Annotated in this window: 21 protein-coding genes; 13 read left to right on the plus strand and 8 right to left on the minus strand. The window is 70.6% G+C overall.

The window, feature by feature from the left end; genetic code table 11:
• Positions 1-36 precede the first annotated feature (36 nt).
• From G398_RS0102970 to G398_RS0102985, 4 genes are all read left to right on the plus strand, one after another.
• Positions 37-2,070 carry a TonB-dependent receptor plug domain-containing protein gene (locus G398_RS0102970; protein ID WP_169720605.1) on the plus strand — a complete coding sequence of 678 codons (2,034 nt, stop codon included), beginning with the start codon at positions 37-39 and terminating at the stop codon, positions 2,068-2,070.
• A gap of 107 nt (positions 2,071-2,177) precedes the next feature.
• Positions 2,178-3,011: an ABC transporter substrate-binding protein gene (locus G398_RS15745; RefSeq protein ID WP_245576254.1), complete on the plus strand. Its 834-nt coding sequence runs from the start codon at positions 2,178-2,180 to the stop codon at positions 3,009-3,011.
• Entirely contained in the window at positions 3,008-3,994 is a 987-nt protein-coding gene (locus G398_RS0102980) for a FecCD family ABC transporter permease (RefSeq protein ID WP_026852503.1), read from the plus strand. Before G398_RS15745 ends, G398_RS0102980 begins: the two co-directional genes overlap by 4 nt.
• Positions 3,995-4,038: 44 nt before the next feature.
• Positions 4,039-4,740 carry an ABC transporter ATP-binding protein gene (locus tag G398_RS0102985; protein WP_245576255.1) on the plus strand — a complete coding sequence of 234 codons (702 nt, stop codon included), beginning with the start codon at positions 4,039-4,041 and terminating at the stop codon, positions 4,738-4,740.
• 39 nt (positions 4,741-4,779) lie between these two features.
• On the opposite strand, the gene G398_RS15750 is transcribed toward G398_RS0102985, so the two are convergent.
• From G398_RS15750 to G398_RS20975, 3 genes are read right to left on the minus strand one after another with little or no spacing between them, the layout of a single operon-like run.
• Entirely contained in the window at positions 4,780-6,030 is a 1,251-nt protein-coding gene (locus G398_RS15750; RefSeq protein ID WP_052571254.1) for a cation:proton antiporter, read from the minus strand.
• Between the two features lie 50 nt (positions 6,031-6,080).
• Positions 6,081-7,046, minus strand: a complete 966-nt coding sequence (locus tag G398_RS15755) for a carbon-nitrogen hydrolase family protein (protein WP_052571257.1) — start codon at positions 7,044-7,046, stop codon at positions 6,081-6,083.
• Positions 7,047-7,071: 25 nt separating this feature from the next.
• Entirely contained in the window at positions 7,072-7,701 is a 630-nt protein-coding gene (locus G398_RS20975) for a GNAT family N-acetyltransferase (RefSeq protein WP_043483314.1), read from the minus strand.
• A gap of 79 nt (positions 7,702-7,780) precedes the next feature.
• Between G398_RS20975 and G398_RS0103000 the strand changes: the two genes are divergently transcribed.
• From G398_RS0103000 to recA, 4 genes are all read left to right on the plus strand, one after another.
• The gene (locus tag G398_RS0103000) at positions 7,781-9,073 is read left to right on the plus strand and encodes a chloride channel protein (protein WP_026852505.1); all 1,293 of its coding nucleotides are present in this window, start codon (positions 7,781-7,783) and stop codon (positions 9,071-9,073) included.
• A gap of 17 nt (positions 9,074-9,090) precedes the next feature.
• A complete protein-coding gene (locus G398_RS19175; RefSeq protein ID WP_052571261.1) occupies positions 9,091-10,080 on the plus strand; it encodes a glycosyltransferase family 2 protein in 990 nt (329 codons plus the stop codon).
• Entirely contained in the window at positions 10,077-10,217 is a 141-nt protein-coding gene (locus tag G398_RS20610; RefSeq protein ID WP_157492262.1) for a hypothetical protein, read from the plus strand. Before G398_RS19175 ends, G398_RS20610 begins: the two co-directional genes overlap by 4 nt.
• A gap of 94 nt (positions 10,218-10,311) precedes the next feature.
• On the plus strand, positions 10,312-11,370 hold the full coding sequence (gene recA / locus G398_RS0103015; protein WP_026852506.1) for a recombinase RecA: 1,059 nt from the start codon (positions 10,312-10,314) through the stop codon (positions 11,368-11,370).
• A gap of 92 nt (positions 11,371-11,462) precedes the next feature.
• Here the strand turns inward: recA and G398_RS0103020 are convergent, their stop codons facing one another.
• Complete coding sequence (locus G398_RS0103020) at positions 11,463-12,695, minus strand: hypothetical protein (RefSeq protein WP_026852507.1); 1,233 nt, start codon at positions 12,693-12,695, stop codon at positions 11,463-11,465.
• A 59-nt stretch (positions 12,696-12,754) separates the two neighbouring features.
• On the opposite strand from G398_RS0103020, the gene moaA reads away from it, so the two are divergent.
• Entirely contained in the window at positions 12,755-13,759 is a 1,005-nt protein-coding gene (moaA, locus tag G398_RS0103025) for a GTP 3',8-cyclase MoaA (RefSeq protein WP_026852508.1), read from the plus strand.
• Between the two features lie 23 nt (positions 13,760-13,782).
• On the opposite strand, the gene G398_RS0103030 is transcribed toward moaA, so the two are convergent.
• From G398_RS0103030 to G398_RS0103040, 3 genes are all read right to left on the minus strand, one after another.
• Positions 13,783-15,120, minus strand: a complete 1,338-nt coding sequence (locus tag G398_RS0103030) for a 3-deoxy-7-phosphoheptulonate synthase class II (protein ID WP_026852509.1) — start codon at positions 15,118-15,120, stop codon at positions 13,783-13,785.
• Positions 15,117-16,214 (minus strand): prephenate dehydratase, encoded by a 1,098-nt coding sequence (gene pheA / locus G398_RS0103035; protein WP_026852510.1) that lies wholly within the window; start codon positions 16,212-16,214, stop codon positions 15,117-15,119. The genes G398_RS0103030 and pheA overlap by 4 nt, the downstream gene beginning before the upstream one ends.
• A 182-nt stretch (positions 16,215-16,396) precedes the next feature.
• The gene (locus G398_RS0103040; RefSeq protein WP_026852511.1) at positions 16,397-16,843 is read right to left on the minus strand and encodes a hypothetical protein; all 447 of its coding nucleotides are present in this window, start codon (positions 16,841-16,843) and stop codon (positions 16,397-16,399) included.
• 252 nt (positions 16,844-17,095) lie between these two features.
• Here G398_RS0103040 and gltA point away from each other — a divergent pair, with 252 nt between their 5' ends.
• From gltA to G398_RS15775, 4 genes are all read left to right on the plus strand, one after another.
• Complete coding sequence (gene gltA / locus G398_RS0103045; protein ID WP_052571263.1) at positions 17,096-19,873, plus strand: NADPH-dependent glutamate synthase; 2,778 nt, start codon at positions 17,096-17,098, stop codon at positions 19,871-19,873.
• 141 nt (positions 19,874-20,014) lie between these two features.
• Entirely contained in the window at positions 20,015-23,575 is a 3,561-nt protein-coding gene (nifJ, locus tag G398_RS0103050) for a pyruvate:ferredoxin (flavodoxin) oxidoreductase (protein WP_026852513.1), read from the plus strand.
• A gap of 11 nt (positions 23,576-23,586) precedes the next feature.
• Positions 23,587-24,579, plus strand: coding sequence for a dihydroorotate dehydrogenase-like protein (locus G398_RS0103055; protein WP_026852514.1), 993 nt, complete (start codon positions 23,587-23,589; stop codon positions 24,577-24,579).
• 141 nt (positions 24,580-24,720) lie between these two features.
• Positions 24,721-25,266 (plus strand): RrF2 family transcriptional regulator, encoded by a 546-nt coding sequence (locus G398_RS15775; protein WP_084511911.1) that lies wholly within the window; start codon positions 24,721-24,723, stop codon positions 25,264-25,266.
• A 50-nt stretch (positions 25,267-25,316) separates the two neighbouring features.
• Here the strand turns inward: G398_RS15775 and G398_RS0103065 are convergent, their stop codons facing one another.
• Positions 25,317-25,763, minus strand: a complete 447-nt coding sequence (locus G398_RS0103065; RefSeq protein WP_026852515.1) for an RrF2 family transcriptional regulator — start codon at positions 25,761-25,763, stop codon at positions 25,317-25,319.
• Between the last annotated feature and the right edge of the window lie 58 nt (positions 25,764-25,821).

A 25,821-nucleotide genomic window follows, 5' to 3' on the forward strand; every position in this document is an offset into this window, starting at 1 on the left:
GGGACGCCCTGCCGCCGCGACACCATGCGTGGAGGCATGATGGGTTCTGCCCGCATTCTCTTCTCCCTGGCGGCCGTGTCCGCCCTCTCCCCCCTTTCCGCCGTCGAGGCCGACCGGAAGCCTCTGGAGGCCACGGTCACCGTCAGTGCCGAGGCCCAGCCCGTGGCGGTCACCCGCACCCCGGCCCCCGTCCGCATCGTGGAAGCCGAGGAACTGGCCCGCCTGGGCAGCCGCACCCTGGCGGATCTGCTGGAGGCGGTCCAGCCCGGCGCCGTCATGGCCACCGGTGGCACCGGCAAGCAGGCCTCGGCCTTCCTCAACGGCACCCTCAGCCGCAACGTGGTGGTGCTGCTGGACGGCCTGCGCCTGAACGACCCCACCGCCATCACGCCGGACTTGGGCGCCCTCAGCCTCGTGGGCATCGAGCGCGTGGAGCTGATCCTGGGCCCCGCCTCCGTGCTCTACGGCAGCGATGCCATCGGCGGCGTCATCGCCCTCACCAGCACGGGCCGGGGCGCCGAGGGCTGCCACGGCCAGGCCACCCTGAAGGCGGGCACCGGCAGCCTGCTGGGCGGCTCCGCCCAGGCCCAGGTGGCCGGTCCCCGCGGCTGGATCGCTGCCGGCGCCGAGGCCCAGAAGCAGGAGAGCGGCTTCCCCGATGACGCCTTCCGCCAGGCGGGCGGCTTCCTGAGGATGGGCACGAAGCTCGGGGAGGTGGACCTGACGGGCTTCTACCGCAACTCCGGCCAGACGGCGGCCATCCCCTTCACCACCTCCGGCTGGCCCGCGGCCCGCAGCTACGAACCCCAGCGCGAGATGCGCGCCCGCCAGGAGAGCTGGGGCGCGAGCCTGCGCTGGGTTCTGGCGCCCAGCCTGGTGCTGGAGAACACCCTCCAGGCCCTGGAAGGCCGCACGGGCGATCCCAGCGGGCCCAAGCGCCAGCAGACGGACCGCGACTTCCGTCGCGTGGAGGACCAGCTCACCCTGCACTGGACGCCCCTGCCCGCCTTCCGCCTCTCCGGCCGGCTGGAGGGGCGCGAGGACACCAGCCACGCGCGGAACTACTATGACCCGGCGACCTTTGCGGCCGTGCGGTACCGGGGCGAGGGCCGCGACCTGGCCGGGGCCCTGGAGCTGCGCTGGACGCTGGCCGAGGGCCTGGACTGGGTGGCGGGCCTGCGCCGCGATGCCGGCCATCGGGACCTCACCCGCTCGGACACCGGCCTGCGCAGCCGCGCCGGCAGCGCCGAGGCGGGCACCTGGCGCACGGGCCTGAACTGGGTGATCGCCCCGGAGCTGCGCCTCTACGCCAGCGCGGGCCAGGGCTTCCGCATGCCCAACACCACGGAGTTCGCCCTGAACGCCCAGGCGGAGAGCCAGGATGGTCTGGCCTATCCCATCCTCCCCGAGCGCAGCCGCACGATCCAGATTGGCGCCACGGGCCAGTTCGCCGGCCACTGGGAATACCGCCTGGAGGCCCAGCGCACCCGCGTCTCCGACCTGCTGGCCTACGTCTACGACACCAGCTTCGCCTTCCCCCCGCTCTTCACCTCCCACTACGCGAACCAGGGCGCCATCCGGGCCCAGAGCGTGGAGGGCGCCCTGGGCTGGCGTGGGGGCGAGGCCGTGGCCTACGGCTGGGACCTCATCCTCCGCAGCCAGGAGACCCGGGACCTGGACCACAACACGGACGCGGACCGCTTCGGGATGCAGAACACCGCCATCCTGCGCCACCCCTTCTTCACCGGGGCCGTGGCGGTCTTCGCCCAGGCGAAGACCTGGCGCGCCGATCTGCGCCTCGCGCACATCGGCCCCCGCTACGACCTGAACGACACCACCTACGAGGTGGCCAGCACCCGGAAGGCCTACCGCGACCTGAGCGTGGGCCTCTCCCATGAGCCCGTGAAGCACCTGACCCTGGCCCTGCGCGGCGAGCACCTGCTCCAGCCCAAACAGACCGTCCAGGATTGGCTCAGCGGCCGCTACGATCAGGACGGCGACGCCAGCCTGGTCTACGGGTTCCCCGCCCCCGAGCCCCGCTGGACCCTGGCCGCGACCTGGAGGTGGTGATGCCGGAATCCTTCCGCCAAGACAAGGATCACCACCAAGACACCAAGGCCACCAAGAAGGGCCGAAAGCAGGCCCCTGGCTTTCCTTGGTGTCTTGGTGCCTTGGTGGTGAGAAGTTTTCTTTTTCTGCTGCTGGCCGCGCTGCCCCTGCTGGCGGCGCGGCCCCAGCGGGTGGTGAGCCAGTCCGTGGGCACGGACGAGCTGCTGCTGGCCCTGGCGGATCCGAGCCAGATCGCCGCCCTGAGCCACATCGGCCGGGACGCGCGGTTCAGCGCCGCGGCCACCGAGGCCCGGGCGTTCCCGGCCCTCAAGGACAGCGACGCGGAGAGCGTGCTGCGCTTCCGGCCCGACCTGGTGCTGGCCGCCAGCTTCACCCGCCCCGAGACCCTGGCCCTGCTCCGGCGGGCCGGGGTCCGGCTCGTGGTGCTGGATCGCTTTGACACGCTGGAGGACGTCTACGCCAGCCTCCGGCTCCTGGGACGGGAGCTGGGCCAGGAGGCCCGCGCCGAGGCCCTCATCGCCCAGTGCCGCGCGAGGGTCCAGGCCCTCGCCGAGCGGCTCAAGGGCGTCCGCCCCGTCCGCGTGCTCACGGCCGGGGCCTACCCGTTCACTGCGGGATCGGGTACCACCTTCCAGGACCTCTGCGACCATGCTGGGGCCATCAACGTGGCCGCGGAGGCGGGCCTGAAGGGCCACGCACCCACGCCCTCGGAGAAGCTGCTCACCTGGAACGCCGAGGTGCTGGTGATCTCCGGGGACCGCCCCGACGGCTCGGACGCCCGCGCCCGCCTGGCGGAGATCCCCCATTACCGCGTCCTGCCCGCCTTCAGGGCCGGTCGCTTCGTGGTGATCCCCGGCGCCCTCATGTCCAGCGTCTCCCACCGCCGCATCGACGCCTACGAGCTTCTGGCGAAGGCGCTTCATCCCGAGCGCTTCCGGTGAGACCCCGCCTGGCCATCCCCGCGCTCCTGGCGCTGCTGGTGGTGGCCTTCCTGGCCTCGCTGGCCTTCGGGGAGCTGCGGCTCTCCTTCGGCCAGGTGGTGGCAGCGCTGGGCGGCGGGGGGGATGACATCGCCCGCACGGTGGTGCGGGACTTCCGCCTGCCCCGGGCCCTGGTGGGCATGGCCGCCGGAGCGGCCCTCGCCGCCAGCGGCGTGGTCATGCAGGCCTTCTTCCGCAACCCCCTGGCCAGCCCCGGCCTGCTGGGCGTGAGCAGCGGCGGGGCCCTGGGGGCCGTGGCGGTACTGGCCCTGGGCCCCATGCTGGGCTTCGCCTCCGCCACCCTGTGGGCCCTGCCCGCGGCCTCGGTGCTGGGGGCCTTCCTCGCCACGGGCGCGGTGCTCATGCTGGCCCAGCGGGGTGCCGGCACCGAGCGCCTGCTGCTCTCGGGCGTGGCCCTGAACGCGCTGCTGGGCGCGGGTACCAGCTTCCTGCTCACCACCACCGCCGGCCACTTCGAGGTGAACGCGCAGATCCTCTTCTGGCTCATGGGCGGCCTGGAGAGCCGCAGCTGGGAGCACGTGTGGATGGGCGTCCCGGCCATTCTGGCGGGCTGCCTCCTGCTGCTGCCCCTGGGGCGGGCCATGGACCTGCTGAGCCTGGGCGAGCAGAGCGCCCAGAGCCTGGGAGTGGATGTGCGCCGCCTCCGCCGCCAGCTCATCGCCCTCTCCACGGTGCTCACGGCCCTGGCCACGGCCGTGGGCGGCGTCATCGGCTTCGTGGGCCTGGTGGTGCCGCACATCCTCCGCCTGGCCTTCGGCCCCGCCCACCGCCGTCTGCTGCCCTACGCCATGCTGGGCGGCGCGGCCTTCCTCCTGGCCTGCGACCTGATCACCCGCCTCTTCCCCCTCGGCCTGCGCCTGGGCGTCGTGACTGCCCTCGTGGGTGGGCCCTTCTTCCTGTGGCTGCTGCGGAGGCCGCGATGAGGGCGGTCCCCGGTCCTCAGTCTTCAGTCCTCAGTCTTCAGGCCATGGGCCTATCCGTGCCGGGGCGCCTGGAGGACCTGTCGGTGGATCTCGGCCCCGGCGAGCTGGTGGCCCTGGTGGGGCCCAACGGGGCGGGGAAGTCCACGCTGATCCAGGCCCTGGTGGGGCTGCTGCCCTCCCATGGGACGGTGCTCTGGAATGGACAGACCCTGTCGCACATTCCCGCAGCGGAGCGCGGCCGGCGGCTGGCCTGGGTGGGCCAGGAGGCCCAGTTCGAGTTCGCCTTCCCCGTCCGCGAGGTGGTGACCCAGGGCCGCTACGCCTGGGGCGACGATCCCGCCGGCGTGACCGAGGCCCTGGCGGAGCTGGACCTCGGCTTCCTGGCGGACCGGCCCGTGACCCGGCTCTCCGGTGGCGAGCGCCACCGGGTGGCCCTGGCCCGGGCCCTGGCCACCCGGGCCCCCATCCAGCTCTGGGACGAGCCCGTGGCCCAGCTGGACGTGCGCCACGCGCTGGAGGTGATGCGCCTGGCCCGCCGCCTCGCGGCGGCCGGCGGCACGGTGCTGGTGAGCCTCCACGACCTGCGCGCCGCCTACCGCTTCGACCGCGTGCTGGTGCTGGACCGGGGCCGCCTCGTGGGCAACGGCCGCCCCCACGAGGTCCTCACCGCCGAGCTCATCCGCCAGGTCTTCCGCGTGGAGGCCACCTTCGTGGAGAGCCTGGTGCCGGAGCTTCCCGAGGCGTGATGCCGGGGCGTGGCCGGATCCGATCGGGCGGGATCCGGTTCAGGAGGCTTTCCCTGGCCGCAGCACCCACCCCAGGCCCACGGGTCCGGCCACGGTGGTGAGCAGGAGGGCGCCGATGATGCCGGCCTGGATGTCGGGGCTCAGCAGGGGGGCGCCCTGCCACTGGAGCTGGGCGCCGGTGGCCACGAAGATGAGGCCCACCTCGCCCCGGGGCACCATGCCCCAGCCCACCACGGCCGGGCGGGTGCCCCGGCCTCCGGTGTAGCCCGCCACGTACTTGCCCGCCACGCCCAGCAGGGCCAGCAGGGCGGCGAAGCCCAGGGTGGCGGGCCGGAAGAGGGCGGTGGGATCCACCTTGGCGCCCATGAGCACGAAGAAGAGGGGGGAGAGCACCGTCACGAGGGGATGCACCAGCTCCTCCAGCGTGTGGCGCTCGCGGCGCTCCAGGTCCTCGATGTGGGCGGGTTCGAGGATGAGGCCCGCGGCGTAGGCGCCCACGATGGAGGCCAGGCCCGCCAGGCTGCCCAACCAGGCCAGCAGGAAGGCGAAGCCCAGCCCCAGGGGCAGCAGCACCTGCTCGCCCCGGAAGCGGCTGGCCAGGCGGAAGAGGCGCGGCGTGGCGAGCCGGCCGAGGGTGAGCGCGGCGGCGAGGAAGCCCAGGGCGAGGAGGAGAGTCCTCGTCAGCTCGGAGCCCAGCGATCCGCTCGGGGCCCCTGCTCCGGACGTGGCCACCAGCCCTGAGACGGCCACCAGCACCAGCAGGCCCAGCACGTCATCCACCACGGCGGCGCCCACGATGATGCGGCCCTCCACGGAGTCCGCGGCCCCCTTCTCCCGGAGCACCTGGGCGGAGATGCCGATGCTGGTGGCGCAGAGGCAGGCGCCGATGAAGAGGTCCAGCACGAAGGGCGAGCCCTCCGGCAGCAGGAGCCAGGCTCCCGCCAGGCCCGCGGCCATGGGCGCCACCACGCCCACGGAGGCCACCCGCAGCGAGGCGGCACCCACCTTCAGCATCTGGGGCACCGTGGATTCCAGCCCCACGGCGAACATGAGCACCACCACGCCCAGGCCCCCCAGCAGCTCGGCCCCCGGCGATTCGGCCACCGCCGGGAACGAGGGCCAGACCCCGTGCAGGGCCGTGAGCGCCAGGCCCACGGCCAGCTCGCCGGTGACCGCGGGCAGCTTCAGGCGCACGGCGAGCTCGCCGCCCACCTTGGCGGAGAGCCACAGGAGCGCCAGCAGCATCAGCGTGCCGGCAAGGGGATCATGGGCCAGGAAGGCCAGGGGCATGGACACCTCATCGATCGCGGGGTGCGGAATCCCCATTCAACCATCCCCAGTCAACCCACGGAGGGCGGCGCCACCGGCTCCCGGTTCAGCCAGGGCAGGTGGTGCACGCAGATCCGGCCGTCGAAGGTCACGTGGAGGCCGTCCTCGGCGGCATCCATGTGGTTCAGGACCGAGCCCCGGGCCCGGGTCTGGTCCAGGATGGCCAGGTCGATGTCCCCCACCAGCACCATCTCGGAGTTCGGGGCTGCCTCGGTGGCGATGCCGTCCATGGGGAAGGGGAAGTCCGAGGGCGTGTAGACGCCGCTCTGCGCGTACTGGGCCGTGAGGTCGGTGATGAGGGGCAGGCTGCCCACCATGCCGGCGGTGACCACGTAGATCTGGTTCTCCACGGCCCTGGCCCGGGCGCAGGTGGTGACCCGGCTGTAGCCCCGGCGGTCGTCCGTGAGGTAGGGCACCACCAGGAGCTGCACGCCCTGCTCGGCCTGGACGCGGGCCACCTCCGGGAACTGCACGTCGTAGCAGATGGACACCCCCATCCGCCCGAAGTCCGTCTCGAGGATGTGGATCTCCTGGCCGGGCTCGAACTGCCAGATGTTCCGCTCCGTGGGGGTGAGGTGCAGCTTGGGCTGGTGGATGGGGCCATGGCCCGGCACGAAGATGGACGCCACGTTCTGCAGCTTCCCGTCCACGAAGCGCGGATGGGTGCCCGCCACGATGATGCGCTCGTACTTCCGGGCGAGCCCGAGGAACAGCCCCTCGAAGTCGTCGTTGAACTGCTCGGCCAGGCGCCGCATGGCCTCCGCTGGCGCGAAGCCCCGGGCCAGGCAGCTCAGCAGCTGGACCGCCAGCAGCTCGGGGAACACGATGACGTCCGCGTCGTAGTCGTCCCCCACGTCCACGTAGTTCTCCACCTGCTCCGAGAACGCGGCGAAGTCCTTCACGGGGCGCAGTCCGTACTGGATTCCGCAGACGCGCACCGGCCTGGAGAGGAACGGGGTGGGAGCCTTGAACCGCATGGTGGCCTCCTGGGCTGGGAACCGGTCAGAGTTCCATGACGATGAGGGCGGCGTGGCCCAGGGTTTCGACATCGTGGGCATAGTCGCGGAGCACGCCTCGCACCTGGAAGCCCACCTGGAGCTGTTTGGAGAGGGTGGGATCGGAGAGCCGGCCCGCCACCACGGCCTCGACATAGGCCTCGGGGCTCATGGCCGCGGCGTGGTGGCAGTAGCCAGGGATGCGTGCCCCCGCCACGAAGGCCCGGCACCCCAGGCGGCGGGCCAGGTCGACCCGCGCCTCGTAGAGCATCCGCCCGATGCCCCGGCCCTGCCAGGCGGGATCCACGGCGATGTTCACGCCGTAGAGCGCCTCCCCGGCCGGATCATGCGTGGACAGGGAGCCGTGACCCGTGATCCCGGACCAGGTGTGCGGGGCCAGGGCCGCCGCCAGGGAGACCCGCTGGGCGGTGGCGGTCCCCACGAGGTGCTCGCCGGCCTCCACCACCATCTGCCCTTCCGGGAACGCCATCAGGTGGCGGCGGAGGTTCTCGGCGGACCAGATCGCCTCGGGTCCGTGGGGGGCCGGGTAGACCCTCGCCATCAGGTTGCGGATCTCGCCCACATCCTCGGGGACCCGGAGGCGCAGCATGGGGGATGGGGCATCCAGTGCGGTCATGCGACTCCTCTGGAAGGTCCGTCCGAGGATACCCCACCATGTCTGGACAGGCACGTTCCGGCGGGACCACACTGGGCCGATGGCAGATGAACCCAGGCGCCGCAACCACCTCATGGAAGGCCCCCTCGCCCTGCCCTCGCGCCTGCGGAGCCTCCGCGTGCTGGCAGAGACGCGCCGCCTGGCCCTGGCCGTCCTGCCCCTGGGTGCCAGCATCGGCCTCGTGGCCGCCTTCGCCCTCACCGGCATCGAGCGGTTCGAGGCGCTGCTCCAGGGCCACGGGGTCCGCGCCTGGGCCATGGTGGTCATGCCGTTCGTGGGTCTTCTCCTTACGGGCCTGTGGCTCCACCTCTCGGGTCTTGGCGAGGTGTCGCTGGTCCGCGACCTGTCGCAGGCGCGCCAGCATCCCCTGGCCACCTTCCGCTTCCTGCCCAGCCTGGGCAAGGCGGCGGCCTGCGCGCTCACCATCGGCTTCGGCGGCAGCGCGGGCGTGGAGGGCCCGGCCCGCTGGCTGGGCGCCGCCGTGGGGGCCCAGTTCCATCGCCTCTTCCGCCGCCTGGCGCTGCGCTTCCGCTGGGCCAGGCGCCTGCTGGCCCAGCCCGGCGTCATCGTGATGGCCGGCTCCGCCGCCGCCCTGGCCGCCGTGTTCCGGGCGCCCATCGCGGGAGCGCTGCTGGCCACGGAGCACGAGGGCGACCTCAGCGCCGACCGGCTGGCCCCCGCCCTGGCGGCCTCGGCCTCGGGCTTCCTCGTCTTCATCGCCCTCCGCGGCACCACGCCGCTCCTGGGGGCCGCGGGCTCCTACCACCTGATGGCCCGGGAGATCTTCTGGGCCCTGCCCCTGGGCCTCGGCTGCGCCGTGGCCGCCTCCTTCTACCGCCGCCTCCTCCGCTTCGGGCGCCACCACCTGGGGCGCCTGCCCCTGCCGGTCCGCGGCGGTGTGACGGGTCTGGGCCTCCTGCTCCTGGCCCTGCCCGGCGCCTGGCTCTGGCCGGGCCTGCCCGTCACCCAGGGCGGCGGCATCGAGCTGGTATCCCACCTGCTCCACGGCGGGACGCCCTCGTCCCAGGCCCTGGCCTTCCTGGCCCTGAAGCTGGCGGCCACCTCCCTCACCTTCGCGGGTGGCGGCGTGGGGGGCACCTGGCTGCCCTCCGTCACCATGGGCGCCGCCCTCGGCGCGGCCTTCGAGGCCTGGGCGGGCCTGGGCCAGCCGGGCCTCTTCGTCCTTGTGGGCACCAGCGCCTTCACGGGGGCCGTCCATCGCAGCCTCCTCACCCCGGTGGTCTTCCTGGCGGAGACCACGGGCCAGGCGGCCCTGGTGGTGCCCGCCCTGGTGGCCACCGTGGCCGCCTACCAGGCCACCTCCGCCGAGTGAGGCCGCTAGGCTGGGGCATGCCCTGGACCGACGCCGCCGCCTGGACCGCCACCGCCCTCATCCTGGCGGCCCTGGGAATGCTGCGCCGGCACTGGGCCCGCCTGCCCTCCCTGGCGCCCGACCCGGCCCCGCCCGCGGATCCGCCCTCGGTCTGCCTCTGCATCCCCGTGCGCGACGAGGCCGCGGAGCTGCCTGCGGCGCTGGATTCCTGGCTGGCCCAGGACTACCGGGTCCTCCGCATCCTCGTGGTGGATGATGGCTCCACGGACGGCAGCACGGAGATCCTGCGGGAGCGGGAGGCTGCCCGGCCGGACCGCCTGCGGGTGATCCGCAACGAGGCCCTGCCCCCGGGCTGGCTGGGGAAGAACCACGCCCTGGACCTGGCCGCCCGCCAGCCCGAAGCCCGGGCGGCGGACTGGCTGGTCTTCGCGGACGGCGACGTGCTGGCCGCGCCGGACCTGCTGCGGCGGGCGGTGGCCTTCGCCCTGGCCCAGCCCACGGACATCCTGGCCCTCATCCCCGGCGTGGACGCCGTGGGGCCCGCGGAGCGGATCGTGCTGCCCCTGGCGGCCTCGGCCTTCCAGCTGCTGGTCCCGCCCCACCAGGTGCCCAACCCCCGCCATCCGGCCTTCTGCGGCGTGGGGGGCTTCACCCTGGTGCGCCGGGAGGCCTACGAGGCGGCGGGCGGCCACGCCGCGGCCCCCCTGGAGGCCATCGACGACATGATGCTGGCCCGGCGGATGAAGCGGGCAGGCTTCGTGAACCGGGTGGCCCGGGGTGGGCCGGACCTGCACCTGCGGATGTACCACGGCCTGGGGGAGCTGGTGCGGGCCATGCGGAAGAACGCCGCCGCCCTGCCCGCCTGGGGCCTCCTCCCCCTGCTCCTCCCGCCCGTGGTCCTGGTGATGCTCGCCCCCCTCTGGTTGCCCTTCACGGGCCACCCCGGCCTGGCCCTCCTGCTCTGGCTGCTGGGCCCGCCCTGGCCGGGGACGTCCAGCAGCGCATGACCGGCCGGCCCATGGACCTGCTCTGGGCCCTCTGGCCCCTGGACGCCCTGGTCTTCGCGGCAGGCACGGCCTGGGCCTTCGCCGACCGGCTGCGGGGGGTCAACCATTGGCGGGGACGGGACGTGAAGCTGCGCTAGGCTGTTTCTCCAGCCCCGGGTGGGGGATGAAGATTTTTCTTGTTTTTTTCGCTTTTTGAACCCATCCTGGAAAGCACCCCTTCCGGAGGACCCCATGGCCGCGGCCGAGCAAGATGATCGTCTGAAAGCCCTCTCCCGCACCGTGGCCGACATCGAGCGGGCCTTCGGCAAGGGCTCCATCATGAAGCTGGGCGACCGCATGAGCCCCAGCGAGGGCATCGAAGTCATCAGCACGGGCTCCATCGCCCTGGACTCCGCCCTGGGCGTGGGCGGCGTGCCCAAAGGCCGCATCGTGGAAGTCTACGGGCCGGAAGCCAGCGGCAAGACCACCCTGGCCCTGCACATGGTGGCCCAGGCCCAGAAGAAGGGCGGCCTGGCCGCCTACATCGACGCCGAGCACGCCCTGGACCCCGAGTACGCCAAGAAGCTGGGCGTGGACGTGGACAACCTCTTCATCAGCCAGCCGGACAGCGGCGAGCAGGCGCTGGAGATCTGCGACCAGCTCGTGCGCAGCGGCGCCCTGGACATCATCGTGGTGGACTCCGTGGCCGCCCTGGTGCCCAAGGCCGAGATCGACGGCGAGATGGGCGACAGCCATGTGGGCCTCCAGGCCCGCCTCATGAGCCAGGCCCTCCGCAAGATGACCGGCACCATCAGCAAGACCCGCAGCTGCGTCGTCTTCATCAACCAGATCCGCATGAAGATCGGCGTGATGTTCGGCAACCCCGAGACCACCACCGGCGGCAATGCCCTCAAGTTCTATGCCTCCGTGCGACTCGACGTCCGCAGCATCCAGAGCATCAAGGGCAACACGGGCGATCCCCTGGTGGCCGCCAAGGACGAGGATTCGTCCGTGGTGGGCAAGAAGACCAAGGTCAAGGTGGTCAAGAACAAGGTCGCCCCGCCCCTCAAGGTCGCCACCTTCGACATCATGTACGGCGAGGGCATCAGCCGCACCAGCGAGCTGGTGGAGCTGGGCACCCAGCTGGAGATCATCCAGAAGAGCGGCTCCTGGTACAGCTACAAGGACAGCCGCCTGGGCCAGGGCGCCGAGAACGTGAAGAAGCTCTTCACGGACAACCCCGAGCTGGCCGACGAGGTCGAGGGCCTCATCCGCGAGCGCCTGGGCATGAAGGCCCTGGCCGAAGTCTAGAACCCATCAGCTGCGCGCCCTTGGAAGGGGTCGGCAGACGGCGGCGGTCCCCAAAGGCCGCCGCCGTTTTTTCTGAGGGTTCCCCAGGCGGCCTAGTCTGCGTCCTGCACGCCCAGGCCCGCACCCCGCAGGTGGCTCGGGAGGGCGGACCCCACCTGGGCCACGGCAGGCGCCGCGGAACCTGAGGGTGGCCGGGGGGCGGCCCGGCGCTCGGCGGGCGGGGCCAGCAGCCCGCGCATCTGCTCCCCGGTGGCGAAGCGCTCCAGGCGGGAGATCTGCTCTTCCGTGGGGAAGCCCTCGTAGCGCACCCGGCGGGGGCCCCAGATGTCCACGGCGCCGCCCCGGATCTCGTGGATGCGCGGCAGGGTCTGGCGGGCGAAGAGGCCCAGAGGCTCGCCGCCGGCCCCGAGGAAGCCGATGAGATCGGTCTCCGGCAGCAGGACCGGGGCCCCGGCCTCCCAGAGGGCCATGGTGAGGGGCTTGCCCTGGTTCGTCTTCAACATGGTCACCACGGCGGGCCGGCCCAGGGCCGGATCCAGGTCCTCCTGCTGGCGGCGGAGGGCCTCCAGGTAGTCCAGGTGCTTCAGCTCCCGCTGGGGGGCGGACATGGGGTGGGGCTCCTGGAGGCGGGCGGTCACCAGCTTGTCGCCGATGCGCTCCAGGACGGCCAGCTGGAGCGGGGGCGCGCCTGCCTGGAGGGCCCGGCCCACCTCGTCCATGAGCTTGGGCAGGAGGATCTGGGGCGCCGCCAGCAGCGTGCCCGCGGTGGGAATGGCCAGGAAGGGGTGCTGGTCCTTGAAGAGGCCGTGCCAGGTCTCCGGTAGCAGGAGGCGCGCGGCGTCGGCGCCATCGCGCCAGGGCGCCTGGTAGATGCCCGAGGGCAGCCGCGTGAAGCTCCCCTCGCTGCGGCGGCGCAGGTGATCCAGGGCCAGGTCCAGCACATCGTCGGCGGGCTGGTCCCAGAGCTTCAGCCAGGCGCCGGGCATCACCACCTCGCCCACGCGGATGCGCTGGCTCAGGCCGTCGATGAAGCTCCGGCTCCAGCGGCCCTCGCGCTCGGCCCGCCAGGTGGGCACCAGCTCAGGCAGCAGGTGGTCCTGGGCGTCGATCCAGGGCTCCGGCAGGGGCAGGCCCAGCGCGTGCGCCTCGGCCACCGCGTCCGCCCAGGCCTCGCGCTCCTCGGCCTTCCGGTGGGCCTCGAAGGCCGGCCTCAGGGCCTCCAGTCCCGGCAGCCCGGCGGGCAGCCCGCGAGCCTCCAGCAGGGTGTCAAGCCCCGGAAGAGGGGCCTCGTCGGCACGGGAACGGAAGCGATCGAAAAAGCCCATTTTCAGCGGTCCAATCAAACAGTCCATTCTGACGCAGGAAACGAATTTATGCTTGGGGAATGGAGCCTCGCGACACCCTGGGCCGCCCCCTCAAGGCACTGCGCATCTCGGTCACCGACCGCTGCAACTTCCGCTGCACCTACTGCATGCCCAAGGAGGTCTTCGGGCCGGACTACGCCTTCCTGCCCCGGGAGGCCCTGCTCAGCTTCGAGGAGATCACCCGCCTGGCGCGGATCTTCACTGGCCTGGGCGTCACCAAGATCCGCCTCACGGGCGGCGAGCCCCTCATGCGCCGGGAGCTGCCCGCCCTGGTGCGCATGCTCGCGGCGGTCCCGGGCCTGGAGGACCTGGCCCTCACGACCAACGGCGCCCTCCTGCCGGACCTGGCCCCGGCCCTGAAGGAGGCCGGGCTCAAGCGCCTCACCATGAGCCTCGACACCCTCCGCCCCGAGCGCTTCCACGCCATCAGCGACACGGACCTGCCCCTGGACCGCGTGCTGGCGGGCCTGGAGGCCGCGCGGACCGCGGGCTTCGCCCCCATCAAGCTCAACTGCGTGCTCAAGCGGGGCCTGAACGACGACGAGATCCTCGATCTCGCCGCCTTCGCCCGGGAGGGCGGCCACACCCTGCGCTTCATCGAGTTCATGGACGTGGGCACCACCAACGGCTGGCGCATGGAATCCGTCATCCCCGCCGCCCAGGTGCGCCGCATCCTCGACGCCCGCTGGCCCCTGGAACCCATCGAGGCCGGCGAGGGCGCTGTGGCCCGGAACTGGCGCTACCGCGACGGCAAGGGCGAGATCGGCCTCATCGCCTCGGTGACGGCCCCCTTCTGCCGGGGCTGCGACCGGGCCCGGCTCTCCGCCGAGGGCCGCCTCTACACCTGCCTCTTCGCCGGACAGGGCCTTGACCTCAAGGGCCTGCTCCGCGGCGGCCACACGGACGCCGACCTGGCCAGCCTCCTGGCCTTCCACTGGAAGCGGCGGGAGGACCACTACTCGGAGATCCGGCGCGGGGCCACCCCCGGGTTGCCCAAGGTGGAGATGTCGCGCATCGGGGGGTAGGACCGGCCCGGGTGCGGAAGGCGTCACTCGCCAGGGGCTCGCCGCATCATCTGCGCGATGAGGAAGGCCATCTCGAGGCTCTGGCTGCGGTTGAGGCGGGGGTCGCAGCCGCTCTTGTAGGCGCGCTCCAGGTCGGCCTCGACGAGGCCCTCCACGCCGCCGGTGCATTCGGTGACGGGCTCGCCGGTGAGCTCGAAGTGGACGGCCCGCAGACGGGAGCCATGCTCGCGGTGGAGGTCGGCCACCTCGCGCAGCTCCTGGAGGATGTCGCCGAAGTCCCTCGTCTTGAGCCCTCCCTTGGTGGTCCGCCCGTTGCCGTGCATGGGGTCGCAGCTCCACAACACCGGATGGCCCTCGGCCCGCGCGGCCTCGATGAGGGCCGGCAGGACGGGCCCGGCCTTGCCGGCGCCGAAGCGGGTGATGAGCGTGAGACGGCCGGGCTGGCGCTCCGGATCGAGCTTGGACAGCGCCTGTCGAAGCTGGTCCGGCGTCATGGAGGCCCCCACCTTCAGCCCGATGGGATTGGCCAGGCCGCGGATGTACTCCAGGTGGGCGCCGTCCAGCTGACGGGTGCGCTCGCCGATCCAGAGGAAGTGGGCGCCCAGGTTGTAGTGGGCCCCCTTCTCGGGCACCCAGCGCGTGAGGGCCGTCTCGAAGGGCAGGTGCAGGGCCTCGTGGCTGGTGAACAGCTCGCCCGTGCGCAGGTGCTCGGGCAGGCCGCCCAGGCACCTCATGAAGTCGAGGGAGGCCCGCACCTGGTCGAGGGTCTCCAGGTAGTGGCCCGCGTCCTCGCGGCTCCAGGGCAGGTCCCAGTGCCCGGGGTTGTGCAGGTCCGCGAAGCCGCCGTCCACCAGGGCCCGCAGGTGGTTGAGGGTGGCCGCGGCGCGGTGGTAGGCCTCCAGCAGGCGCCGGGGATCGGCCTCGCGTTGGTCCGGATCAAGCCCATTGATGAGGTCGCCGCGGTAGACGGGCACCCGGCGGCCGTCCACCACCTCCGTGTCCCCGCTGCGGGGCTTGGCGTACTGGCCCGCGATGCGGCCCAGATGCACCACGCCCGTGCGCCCGCCGTGGGTGATGAGCACGGACATCTGGAGCAGCACGCGCAGCTTGTCCTGGATGAGGGCGCCGCGGCAGTCGCCGAAGGCCTCGGCGCAGTCGCCGCCCTGGAGGAGGAAGCGCTTCCCCGCGGCGGCCTCCGCGATCAGGCTCCTCAGGTGATCCACCTCCTCGGCCACCACCAGGGGCGGCAGCTCCCGCAGTTCCGCCAGGGCCGCCTCCACGGCGGCGGCGTCGCGGTAGCTCGGCTGCTGGGCCGCGGGCCGGCCGCGCCAGGAATCGGGGGTCCAGGTCCGGGCGGTCATCGCACCACCTCCATGGCCCGGGGGTAGCTGCCCAGCACCTTCAGCGAGGCGCAGGCCGCCCGGAGATCCACCAGGGCCTCGGCCATGGGGGCGTCGGCGGCGTGGCCCTCCACGTCCAGGAAGAACGCGTACTCCCAGAGCTTGCGCCGGGTGGGCCGGCTCTGGATGCGGCTGAGGTTGAGGCCCCGGCGGGCCAGGGGCTCCAGCAGGCGCAGCAGGGCGCCGGGCCCGTCCTGGGCCATGGCCAGGAGCGTGGTGCGGTCCCGGCCCGTGGGCTCGGCCGAGGCCGGTCCCAGCACCAGGAAGCGCGTGGCGTTGGCGGCCAGATCCTGGATCCTCGTCTCGGCCACCCTCAGGCCGAAAAGGTCCGCGGCCAGCTCCGAGGCCACGGCGGCTCCCTCGGCGTCCTCCCGGGCCAGGCGGGCTGCCTCCGAGGTGGAAGGCGCCTCGATGCGGTCCGCACCGGGCAGGTGGGCCTCCAGCCAGCGGCGGCACTGCCCCAGGGCCTGGGGGTGGGAGTAGACCCGCCGCACGCCGCCCAGGTCCAGCTCCGGCCGCAGCAGCAGGGCCTGGTCCACGGGCAGGAGGATCTCGGCGCAGATGGCCAGGGGGCTGTCCAGGAAGGCATCCAGGGTGGTGTCCACGGACCCCTCGGTGCCGTTCTCCACGGGCACCACGCCGTAGTCGGCCCGCCGGCGCTCCACGGCCTGGAACACGGCCTGGATGGTGCCCTGGGGCAGGGACTGGCTGGAGCCCCCGAACTGGTGGCGGGCCGCCAGGTGGGTGAAGGTGCCCTCAGGACCCAGGAAGGCCACCCGCAGCGGCTTCTCCAGGCTGAGGCAGGCGCTCATGATTTCCTGGAAGACCGTGCGGACGGCCGACGCCGGGAAGGGCCCGCCACCGGCGGCCTCCAGACGGGCCAGCACCTCCCGCTCCCGGGCCGGAGCGTGGAAGAGGGCGCCGGGCGCGGCGGCGGCCTTGCGGCGGCCCACCTCGGCGGCCAGGGCCGCCCGCCGGTTCAGCAGGGCCAGCACCTGGTCGTCCACGGCGTCGATGGCCTGGCGGAGGCTGGGAAGCGAGGGGGTCTCGGACATGGGGACTCCTGAATGCGAAAACCCCCGAGCCTTTCGGTCTCGGGGGCGATGGTTCGAAGCGGATCCGGTTCTAGACGCCGCCTACCCTCGCACCCGAGGTGCGAAAGCTAAAGAAGAAGGCGCGGGAGGCGGTCATCACGGTCTAGACACCTTGCCGGAAAAGGCCTTGATCCGCAAGGGGTTCATGCGCCGAGGTGCGCCAGAACCTCTGCCAGGCAGGCCGCCCAGGTCTCGTCGGGGGTCTCGTCCAGGAAGAACTCCACGGCGTGGCCGGCGGGCCGGGCCTCGGGGTGCTGCGACCAGGCTTCGAAGAGGGCGTCCAGGGGGGCGGCGTCCAGGGGGTTGTGGCGGAACTTGTGGGACTTCCGGGTGCGGTCCGGCTCGGGACCCCGCAGGCAGACGCCCTCCCGGCGCGTGGCCACGAAGGTGAAGGCCTGCACCCACTTGCCTTCCATGAGCTGGTTGAAGTGGAGGTAGGCACCATGGTGGCTGCGGGAGTAGTCAAGCACCCGGTGCTTCCCCCGCCACTTGGCCACCCACAGGGTCAGCAGGGCCGCCAGGCGGGCCCGCTCGGAGGCGTGCTTCAGACAGCTCTGGGCATAGGGCAGGAATTCGTCGAGCAGGTCCACAGGCGGGCCTCCGGGGCTTCCACCCTACCGCAGGTCCGGTCTTCCCGGGACCGGCCCCTCCCGGACCCCCTCCAGGCGATCGGTTTCTTCAGATATTTACAACCAAATAATCCATACAGAATGATCTATGCCCCACCTAAGTCCTTGTGATTAAAGCCTCCTGTGGCATGAGTCACAAGTGGCCCCGATTAGGTTTTTAGACACAGAAATCCCGGGGCGGTCGTCGCATGCTGAACGGATCTGGAGGCGCCCATGTCCGACTCGGCCAACCCGCTCATCACCACCGAGAACCTGCCGGCGCCGCACTGGCATGCCACCCACCAGGAGGCCCAGAAGCAGCTGACGGAGATGGCCAAGGCCCTGGGATCCGGGGACTGGAAGACCGTCGATCTCGGGGCCCGCTGGGTGTACGAGGACCTCAAGCCTCACAACGAAGCCGAGGAGCGCGAGCTGCTGCCCCTGCTGGAGGAGATCGGGGCCGAGGCCCTGGTGCAGCGCATCCAGGACGAGCACCGCCAGATGTGGGACCTGACCCTCCAGCTGCTCTCGGAGATCAGCGAAGGCCAGGTGCGGGCCCCCAAGGCCCTCACCCTCCTTGGCCAGCGCCTGGTGGACCTGGTCCGCGAGCACATCGAGATGGAGGAGAAGCTCATGCTTCCCCTCCTCAAGGGCAAGTCGATGTACTGGTCCGACGAGGAGACCCAGGATGGCTACCTGATCCTCGAGAAGAAGCTCATCGCCCCCGAGACCTGGTCCTTCATCGTGCAGGCCCCCCAGGTGGCCCGGGGCCGCAAGCCCGGCCAGTTCTTCATGGTGGCCCCCTTCCCCGAGAGCGAGCGCATCCCCCTCACCCTGGCGGGCGGCGACGCGAAGAAGGGCTACATCCACTTCATCATGCAGGAGGTGGGCGCCACCACGAAGGCCATGGGCAAGCTCAGCGCCGGGGACCGCCTCTTCGCCGTGGCCGGCCCCATGGGCACGCCCACGGAGCTGGTGGAGGAAGGCACCATCGTGTTGATGGCCGGCGGCTACGGTTCCGCCGCCATCCTGCCCGCCGCCGAGGAGCTGCACGCCCAGGGCCGCCGGGTCATCACCATTCTGGGCGGCCGCAGCAAGGAGCGCGTGCTGCTGGCCGACGAGCTGGGCGCCGCCTCTGCGGAGCTGGTCGTCACCACGGATGACGGCACCCTCGGCCGCAAGGGCATGGTGACCGACGCCCTCAAGGACCTCATCGCCCGGGAGAAGATCGCCCAGGTGGTGGCTGTGGGCCCTCTGCCCATGATGCGGGCCGTCTCGGACATGACCAAGCCCCACGGGATCTTCACGCTCGTGAGTCTCAATGCCCTCATGGTGGACGGCACGGGCATGTGCGGCGGCTGCCGCGTCAGCGTGGGCGGCCAGACCAAGTTCGCCTGCTTCGACGGCCCCGACTTCGACGGCCACCAGGTGGACTTCAACATGCTCCGCATGCGCTCCGACTGGTACAAGGCGGAGGAGCATGACGCCTGCGACCCCTCTGAGTGCAAGATCGGCCGTGTGGCCGCCACGGGCCCCGTGGACTACTCCAAGTACCTGAACGAGCCCGTCACCGAGCTGGACTGGCAGAACCTCGACCTCCGCACCATCAAGCCCAGCCAGAAGATGAAGATCCCCCACCAGGAGATGGCCTGCCAGCCGCCGGAACTGCGCGTGTGCAACTTCGACGAGGTGAGCCTGGGCCTGTCGCCCGAGCAGGCGAGGCTCGAGGCCTCCCGCTGCATCATGTGCAAGCATCCCGCCTGCATCGAGGGCTGCCCGGTCAACATCAACATCCCCGCCTTCCTCCAGGAGATCGTCAACGAGGATCCCAAGGGCGCCGCCCGCATCATCAAGGAGAGTTCCAGCTTGGGCTCCGTCTGCGGCCGTGTCTGCCCCCAGGAGAAGCAGTGCGAGATCAAGTGCGTGGTGGGCATCAAGGGCCTGCCCGTCTCCATCGGCCGCCTGGAGCGCTACGCCAGCGACAGCATGCTGGGTTCCGATGAGCTGCCTCCGGTCGAGGCCGCCACGGGCAAGAAGGTGGCCGTCATCGGCGCGGGCCCCGCGGGCCTCACGGTGGCCGGCGAGCTCATCAAGAAGGGCCACGACGTCACCGTCTACGACGCCCTCCACAAGCCCGGCGGCGTGATGCTCTACGGCATCCCCGAGTTCCGCCTGCCCAACGCCATCGTGGACCAGGAGGTGAACACCCTCCGCCGGCTGGGCGTGAAGTTCATCATGAACACCCTCGTGGGCCGCAGCATGACCCTGGACGACCTCCGCAAGGACTTCGACGCCATCTTCATGGGCACCGGCGCCGGCCTGCCCAAGATGATGGGCATCCCCGGCGAGGAGTACAAGGGCGTCTACACCGCCAACGAGTTCCTCACCCGCATCAACCTCATGCGCGCTGACCTCTTCCCGGAGTACGGCACCCCCGTGACCGTCGGGAAGAACGTCATCATCGTGGGCGCCGGCAACACGGCCATGGACGCCTCCCGCGCCGCCCGCCGCATGGGCGCCGAGAACGTCACGGTGGTCTACCGCCGGACCATCAAGGAGTCCACGGCCCGCAAGGAGGAGCTCGAGCACGCCATGGAGGAGGGGGTGGAGTTCAAGTTCCTCACCAACCCCGTGCAGCTCCACGGCAACGAGAAGGGCTGGATGACCCACGCCGAGTGTGCGGTGATGGAGTTGGGCGAGCCCGGCCCCGACGGCCGCCGCAGCCCCCGCATGACCGACGAGCGGATCATGATCCCCTGCGACACCCTGGTGGTGGCCCTGGGCTTCGACGTGAACCCCCTCATCGCCCAGACCGACAAGGGCCTCAAGACCCTCAAGGGCGGTGTCGTTGTGGTTGACAATGAAACCGGCGAGACCTCCCTCCCCGGCGTCTTCGCCGGCGGCGACGTCATCACCGGCGGCGCCACGGTCATCCTGGCCATGGGCCAGGGCCGCCGGGCCGCCGCGGCCATCCAGCGCCGCCTCGCCGGAGAGACCCAGGCTGCGGTCTGACCACCGGACCAACTGTGATGAAATTGACCCATCCATCAGGTATGATGGGTCCGTTGTGCTGTCTGCCCCATTCCCCGGATTCCCTGTCCTGAAACCTATCTTCGGCTGCGCCCCGCGTACCACCCCCGGAAGGAGCGAACCATGAGCCCGCGAGTGATGAAGACCCTGGATGGGAACGAGGCCACCGCCTCGGTCGCCCATCGCCTCAGCGAAGTCATCGCCATCTACCCCATCACGCCCTCGTCCAACATGGGCGAGTGGGCCGACGAGTGGAGTTCCCAGGGGAAGACCAACGTCTGGAAGACCATCCCCTCGGTCATCGAGATGCAGTCCGAGGGCGGCGCCGCCGGCGCGGTCCACGGCGCCCTCCAGGCCGGCAGCCTCACGACGACCTTCACGGCGTCCCAGGGCCTGCTCCTGATGATCCCGAACATGTACAAGATCGCCGGCGAGCTGACGCCCTTCTGCATGCACGTCACCGCCCGCACCCTGGCCGCCCACGCCCTGAGCATCTTCGGCGACCACTCGGACGTCATGGCCTGCCGCCAGACCGGCTTCGCCATGCTGAGCTCCGAGAGCGTCCAGCAGGCCCACGACTTCGCGGCCATCAGCCATGCCGCCACCCTGCGCAGCCGGGTGCCCATCCTGCACTTCTTCGACGGCTTCCGCACCAGCCACGAGGTGGCCAAGATCGAGATCCTCAACGACGAGGACCTCCGCCACATGGTGCCCGACGAGCTGGTGGCCGCCTTCCGGAAGCACGCCCTGACGCCGGACGCCCCCATCATCCGCGGCACGGCCCAGAACCCCGACACCTTCTTCCAGGCCCGCGAGGCCTGCACCCCCTACTACGAGGCCTTCCCGGCCATCGTGCAGCAGGAGATGGACCGCTTCGCCGCCCTGACCGGCCGCCAGTACCGCCTCTACGAGTACTTCGGCCACCCCGAGGCCGAGCGCGTGATCGTGACCATGGGCTCGAGCTGCGACGTCACCCACGAGTACGTCGAGTGGGCCATGAAGCAGGGCGAGAAGGTCGGTGTCCTGAAGGTCCGCCTCTTCAGGCCCTTCGCCATCCCCGAGTTCGTCCGCGCCCTGCCCGCCTCCGTGAAGAAGCTGGCCGTGCTGGACCGCTGCAAGGAGCCTGGCGCGCCCGCCGATCCCCTGCACCTGGACGTGATCGCCGCCCTGCGTGAGGGCCGGGAGCTGGGCCACACCAAGCTGGACCCCATGGTCATCGGCGGCCGCTACGGCCTCTCCTCCAAGGAGTTCACGCCGGCCATGGTCAAGGGCATCTTCGAGAACCTGGCCAAGGACGCGCCGAAGAACCACTTCACCGTCGGCATCGTGGACGACATCAGCCACACGTCGCTGACCTACGACGCCAGCTTCGACGTGGAACCGGCGGACGTGACCCGCGCGCTGTTCTACGGCCTGGGCGCGGACGGCACCGTGGGCGCGAACAAGAACTCCATCAAGATCATCGCCGAGGAGACCCCCAACTTCGGCCAGGGCTACTTCGTCTACGACTCCAAGAAGTCCGGCGCCATCACCATCAGCCACCTGCGCTTCGGGCCCCGCCCCATCAAGAGCGCCTACCTGGTGACCAAGGCCAACTTCATCGCCTGCCACCAGACGAGCTTCCTCGACAAGTACGAGATGCTCGAGACCGCCGTCCCCGGCGCCACCTTCCTGCTCAACACCCCGCACAGCGCCGAGACGGTCTGGGACACGCTGCCCGTGGAAGTGCAGTCGGCCATCGTCGAGAAGAACCTCAAGCTCTACGTGATCGATGCCTATGAGGTGGCCAAGAACACCGGCATGGGCGTGCGCATCAACACCATCATGCAGACCTGCTTCTTCGCCATCTCCGGCGTGCTGCCCCGCGAGGAGGCCATCGAGCAGATCAAGAAGGCCATCAAGAAGACCTACGGCAAGAAGGGCGACGCCATCGTCCAGAAGAACTTCGTGGCCGTGGACGAGACCCTGGCCCACCTGCACCAGGTGACGGTGCCCGGCAAGGTCACTGCGACCCGCCAGCGCCCGCCCATGGTGGCCGACGAGGCCCCGGACTTCGTCAAGCGCGTCACCGCCGTGATGATGGAGGGCAAGGGCGACCTGCTGCCCGTGAGCGCCTTCCCCGTGGACGGCACCTGGCCCGTGGGCACCACCAAGTGGGAGAAGCGCAACATCGCGCTCGAGATCCCCGAGTGGGACGCCTCCATCTGCATCCAGTGCAACAAGTGCGCCATGGCCTGCCCCCACGCCGCCATCCGCGCCAAGGTCTACGATCCCTCGGAGCTGGAGGGCGCGCCAGCCACCTTCAAGGGCGTGGACTACAAGGGCCCCGAGTACAAGGGGAAGAAGTACACCATCCAGGTGGCCCCCGAGGACTGCACGGGCTGCACCCTCTGCGTCGAGGTCTGCCCCGCGAAGGACAAGAGCAACCCCAAGCACAAGGCCATCGACATGGTGCCCCAGGCCCCGCTCCGCGAGCCCGAGGCCGCCAACTTCAAGTTCTTCCTCGACCTGCCTGAGGCTGACCGCACCACGGTCAAGCTGGACGTGAAGGGCACCCAGTTCCTGGAGCCGCTCTTCGAGTTCAGCGGCGCCTGCTCGGGCTGCGGCGAGACGCCCTACATCAAGCTGCTCACCCAGCTCTTCGGCGACCGCACCCTCATCGCCAACGCCACAGGCTGCTCCAGCATCTACGGCGGCAACCTGCCCACCACGCCCTACACCGTCAACAAGGATGGCCGCGGCCCCGCCTGGGCCAACAGCCTCTTCGAGGACAACGCGGAATTCGGCCTGGGCCTGCGCCTCTCGGTGGACAAGCACCAGGAGTTCGCCCTGGAGCTGATGCACCGCCTGGCCGCGAAGCTCGGCGACGAGCTGATCGCCGGCATCGCCACCGCCGACCAGTCGACGGAGGCCGGCATCAAGGCCCAGCGCGAGCGGGTCGAGATCCTCAAGCAGAAGCTCTCTGGCCTCAAGGAGCCCGAAGCCAAGATGCTCTTCGACCTCGCCGACTACCTGGTGAACAAGAGCGTCTGGATCATCGGCGGCGACGGCTGGGCCTATGACATCGGCTACGGCGGCCTCGACCACGTCCTCGCCTCCGGCCGCAACGTGAACGTCCTGGTGCTCGACACCGAGGTCTACTCCAACACCGGCGGCCAGGCCTCCAAGTCCACGCCCATGGGCGCCGGCGCCAAGTTCGCCATGGCCGGCAAGGCCATGCCCAAGAAGGACCTGGGCATGATCGCCATGACCTACGGCGGCATCTACGTGGCCAAGGTGGCCTTCGGCTCCCGCGACATGCAGACCGTGAAGGCCTTCCAGGAAGCCGAGTCCTACCACGGACCCAGCCTCATCCTCGCCTACAGCCACTGCATCGCCCACGGCTACGACCTGGCCCACGGCGCCGACCAGCAGAAGCTCGCGGTGGACTCCGGCCACTGGCCGCTGTTCCGCTTCGACCCCCGCCGCATGGACAAGGGCGAGACGCCGCTCCAGATGGACTCCGGCGCGCCGAAGGTCCCCATGCTCCAGTACGTGCGCAACGAGACCCGCTACCGCATGATCGAGCAGCAGAATCCCGAGCACTTCAAGAAGCTCATGGACCAGGCCCAGCACGACACCACCAACCGCTTCTCCGTCTATGAACAGCTGGCGAAGCTCTCCATCAACGCCAAGGAAAGCTGAAGGGAGTTCTCATGAACCTCTCCACCACCTACCTCGGCCTCAAGCTGGCCCATCCCCTGATGACGGGCGCCTCGCCCATGGTCGACGACATGGGCATGGTCAAGCGCCTTGAAGATGCCGGCGCCTCCGCCATCGTGATGCACTCCCTCTTCGAGGAGCAGATCACCCGCGAGGAGCAGGGCATGATCATGGACATGGAGCTCAGCGCGAATTCCAGCGCCGAGGCCATCTCCTTCTTCCCCCAGCCCGACGAGTTCCGCCTCGGGCCCGAAAAGTACCTCGAGCAGCTCCGCCGCATCAAGGAGGCCGTGGCCGTGCCGGTCATCGCCTCCCTGAACGGCACCACGCCCGCAGGCTGGCTGCACTACGGCCAGCTCATGGAGCAGGCCGGGGCCGACGCCCTGGAACTGAACGTCTACTACCTGGCCACGGACCCGAAGGAGTCCGCCGCCGACGTGGAGAAGCGCACCCTGGACGCCGTGCGCGCCGTGAAGGCCCAGGTGAAGATCCCCGTGGCCGTGAAGCTCTCGCCCTTCTTCTCCTCCCTGGCCCACTTCGCCGTGGAGCTGGAAGGCGCGGGCGCCGATGGCCTGGTGCTCTTCAACCGGTTCTTCCAGCCCGACATCAACGTGGAGGAGCTGACGGCCGAGCCCAGCCTGCAGCTCTCGGGCCCCGCCGAGCTGCTGCTCCGCCTGCGCTGGCTGGCGGTGCTGCACCACCACGTGAAGGGCAGTTTGGCTGTCACCGGGGGCGTCCACGACGGCATCGGTGCCCTCAAGGCCGTCATGGCGGGCGCGGACGCCGTGCAGATGGTCTCCGCCCTCCTCATCCACGGCCCCGACCGGCTGGCCCAGGCCCGGACCACCCTGGCCGAGTGGCTGGAAGAGCACGAGTACGAGTCCCTGGCCCAGGCCAGGGGCAGCATGAGCCTCCAGAAGTGCCCCAGCGCACAGGCCTTCACCCGTGCGAACTACATGCGCATTCTCAATGGGTGGAGGGCCTAGAATCCCGCTTTTTACCTATGAGACCCCCGGGCAACCGGGGGTCTCGCGCATTGTGAAAGAAATCACACTCTTTGGATGTGATTGACCTGAATATCGTCTATCATTCTTGATCGAATCATCTTCCATTTCGCGTAGGTGACCATGCTCCCATTGTCCCAATCCTCCGGTTACGCGGTCCTCGCCATGAGCTGCCTCGAGGATCCCGGCGGCAAGCCCACCCTGGTGGTGGACGTGGCAGCCCGCACCGGCTTCCCCCGACCCTACCTGTCCAAGATGATCCACAAGCTCGCCAAGGTGGGCCTGGTGATGGCCAAGCGCGGCAACAAGGGCGGCGTGGTGCTGGCCCTGCCCGCCAAGGAGATCACCCTCGACCTCATCGCCGAGGCCGTGGACGGCTCCGAGTGGCGCAACCAGTGCCTGATCGGCTTCAAGGAGTGCAGCGACGAGCGGGCCTGCCCCGCCCACACCTTCTGGAAGTCGGAACGCGAGCACATCTACCGCTGCCTGAAGGACATCTCCCTGGAGGAGATCCGCACCTTCGAGCAGCAGAGCCGCACCTGGCGCCTCGCGGACGCCCTTCCCGAGAAGAAGCTCAAGCCCAAGCCCAAGAAGGCCGCGAAGCCCGCCGGGGCCAAGGCCCCCGCCCGCAAGCCCGCCGCCCCCAGGACCATCGCCAAGAAGGCCTGATCCGGCGTCCGGATGCCCGAGGGCCCCGCTTCCGCGGGGCCCTCGGTGTTTCAGACGAGACCGTGGTCCGCCCGGAAGCGTTCCACGCCGGGATCCCGATGGCGGGCCATGTCCGCCAGGGTCACGGAGCGCAGGCGCACCAGGATCTCGTCGAGCGTGCCCTTCCAGTAGTCGTGGAGGACGCAGGGAGTCTCATCAGTGCAGCCCGCCAGGCCCATCAGGCAGCGCTTCCGCCAGGCCACGCCGTCGATGGCCTCGGAGAGGTCCTCCAGGGTGATCTCCGCGGCCGGCTTGGCCAGCACGACCCCGCCATGGTGCCCGCGCCGGGCGTGGACCAGGCCCTTCTTCGCGAGCTTGTGGACGAGCTTGGACAGGTAGGATCTCGGGATGCCCGTGTAATCCGCCACGGACTCCACCAGGACAGGCTGCCCCCCGGGCTCCTGGAGGCAGCGCATGGCGCGGAGCGCGTAACCGGTGGTCTGGGACAGGGGAAGCACACACACCTCCTGGAAGATCGGTTCCGAGAGACTCTCTTCAATGAGGATCATCCGGTAA

The organism is Geothrix fermentans DSM 14018 (assembly GCF_000428885.1).
In the GTDB taxonomy this organism is placed as follows: Bacteria; Acidobacteriota; Holophagae; order Holophagales; family Holophagaceae; genus Geothrix; species Geothrix fermentans.